Annotated in this window: 3 protein-coding genes; 2 read left to right on the top strand and 1 reads right to left on the bottom strand. The window is 36.3% G+C overall.

The window, feature by feature from the left end; translation table 11 throughout:
* Positions 1-95 precede the first annotated feature (95 nt).
* Positions 96-443, top strand: coding sequence for a hypothetical protein (locus tag BMY56_RS18405; RefSeq protein ID WP_091627743.1), 348 nt, complete (start codon positions 96-98; stop codon positions 441-443).
* Between the two features lie 265 nt (positions 444-708).
* Here the strand turns inward: BMY56_RS18405 and BMY56_RS18400 are convergent, their stop codons facing one another.
* Positions 709-1782, bottom strand: coding sequence for an IS110 family RNA-guided transposase (locus tag BMY56_RS18400; RefSeq protein WP_091627740.1), 1074 nt, complete (start codon positions 1780-1782; stop codon positions 709-711).
* 241 nt (positions 1783-2023) lie between these two features.
* Between BMY56_RS18400 and BMY56_RS18765 the strand changes: the two genes are divergently transcribed.
* Positions 2024-2237: hypothetical protein (locus BMY56_RS18765; protein ID WP_218144585.1), on the top strand; the 214-nt coding region annotated here is incomplete at its 3' end.

The following is a 2237-nucleotide window of genomic DNA, read 5'->3' as shown; positions in this document are numbered from 1 at the left end:
GCATTTATCTTTAGATTATAGAACACCTAATTACGTGCATCAATATGCCGCTTAAAACTAATATTAATCTGTAGCCGTATTTTAGGACGTGACATATGAAAAAACTAGATTTCGATTTTATACCATTAGGAATTTCCATAATACTCATTCTAGTTTCATTAGTAGTAATTTCTACCTCCAATTATGCTCTAAGCTTAAAACACTACATCGGAATTGGATGCGTGGTGATTTCAATCTATTTCTACTTTAAAAATAGAATGACTTACTATATTGTTTATGGACTAACTCTTCTGGTTGGGATTTTCGGGCTTCTGGACTTTTACTATTCAACTTTCAAAGTTGGATTTGGAAGCTTCGGAATTAACCCGATTTCGGCTGGTCTTTTAATATTACATATTGCGCTAGTATTTCAAATTGTGGATAAATTGGATTCAAATAAATAATCCTGTTTAACTCTTAAATCCTCAAATTTGCGCATAAGAAATACTTGCTACAACACAACCTAAACGTAATGCGGACTTTAGGGATAAATCGAATGGTCTGTGTATATTTATAAAGTCGCTAAATCTTATGGATTTAGCTTTGGACAAGAAAAAATAAAACTAAACAATAAGCTTTAGCTTCGTGCGCAGACGGAAACGAAAAGTTTCCTTACCACCGCACTACGCTTAGGTACTGTGTTAAAAAACAAGTTTTTTCTTTAAAATATTAGGAAACAAATTGAGCGATCAATTTGTTATCCCGCGCAGCAGGAGCTTCATGCTTTTGCTGCTTTTTTGTTTCAAACTTCGCATCGTAAACCTGTTCATTTTTCCACAAGGTGTACATCAATATCAACAACTTTCTTTGAACTGCTATCAAGGCCACCAATGGCTTTGCTTTATTCGGTTTAAGTCTATTGTAGAATTGTTTCAATGTTGGATTACAACGTACGCAAGTCATTGAGGGCATGTGTAAAGCAGCTCTGATATGACTGTTCCCTCTTTTACTGATCTTGGTCTTGCCCTTAAAATTGCCGGACTCCCTTAATATGATATCATAACCTGCATAGCTGGCCAGTTGTTTTGTATTAACTATAGATTCAAATCCTAAGGTCTCTCCTACTACCGTAGCTGCTGACTTAAATGAAATACCGGGTATACTGATCAGGAAGTCCATTTTCCGTTTAAGCTCTTTGTTTTTAGATACCAATTCTTGCATTTCTTGTTCTATTAATTCTATCTGAGCATTGAGAAGCTTTAATCTGTTCTTATGCCTTTTCAAAGCTTTGGGATTTCTATGAACTCCTGAATCGATTGCTCCTTGGCGATTGTTTTCTGTTGTTCTATCTTTCAACAAAGAACTGCGCTCCCTGCTTAATCCTTTCAATTGCTGCAACTCCTCACTGGGTGGATGCCAAAGACGAATGGTCCGTTCCAAACCAAGCATGCTCAGCATTCTACTGTCCAGAGCATCGGTCTTTGAACGTTGATCCAGACTTTGCGCATAGCGCTTTACTCTTCCTGATTGCATCACACAAACGGCATAGCCCTTAGAATGTAAATAATGGGCAATACCCTGGTGGTAAACTCCCGTAGCTTCCATCACTATCAAAAAATCCACACTGCTATCAACTGATTTCTTCAGCCATTTTAAAAGCGTTTTGTAGCCGGACAAATCATTGGAAACATCTTCATGTGAGATAAACTCTTTCTCTAGTTTACCTGTAAGAAAACCTAAAGACAATGATAACTTCAATTTTGAAACATCAATACCTAAACTTTGTTTTAAGCGCTTTTCCATATCCTATTTTTTAAAGCTGAAATTCTCTTTATCATCTTTGCTCGCATTTGATTCGATCTCTGTGCTATAGGACCTAGGTACTGTTCAGATTCCAAGAAAATTATAGAAGGGCGGGATTTCTATGAAACGATATCACTTTTTGTGTATCTAGCCGAGAACTCGCTATCCCTTCTATTTAAGCTTATTGTTAATTATCCAAGCTAATGCTTTAAAGCATTAGCTTGGGAAGAGTATGAAACCTATGAAACGATATCTTTATCAAGTATCTAGCCGAACCTCGAAATCACTCTTCTTTATCAACCCTTTTGTTATACTAAATATCTTATCTTCAAACTTAGAACCAAACATACGAGCCGAACCGTTAGCATACATTATGAAAAAAATTCCGTTCATATTATTTTTTCTCTGTGCCTTTGCAAAAGGACAGAACATAAAGGAACTCTACGCTGAACGAT

It is taken from the genome of Maribacter orientalis (assembly GCF_900109345.1).
In the GTDB taxonomy this organism is placed as follows: domain Bacteria; phylum Bacteroidota; class Bacteroidia; order Flavobacteriales; family Flavobacteriaceae; genus Maribacter; species Maribacter orientalis.
This window is presented reverse-complemented; position numbering and strand designations above follow the sequence as displayed.

Coding starts and splice junctions, on each gene's coding strand:
- BMY56_RS18405 (WP_091627743.1), top strand. CDS start 96: ATGAAAAAACTAGATTTCGATTTTATACCATTAGGAATTTCCATAATA.
- BMY56_RS18400 (WP_091627740.1), bottom strand. CDS start 1,782: ATGGAAAAGCGCTTAAAACAAAGTTTAGGTATTGATGTTTCAAAATTG.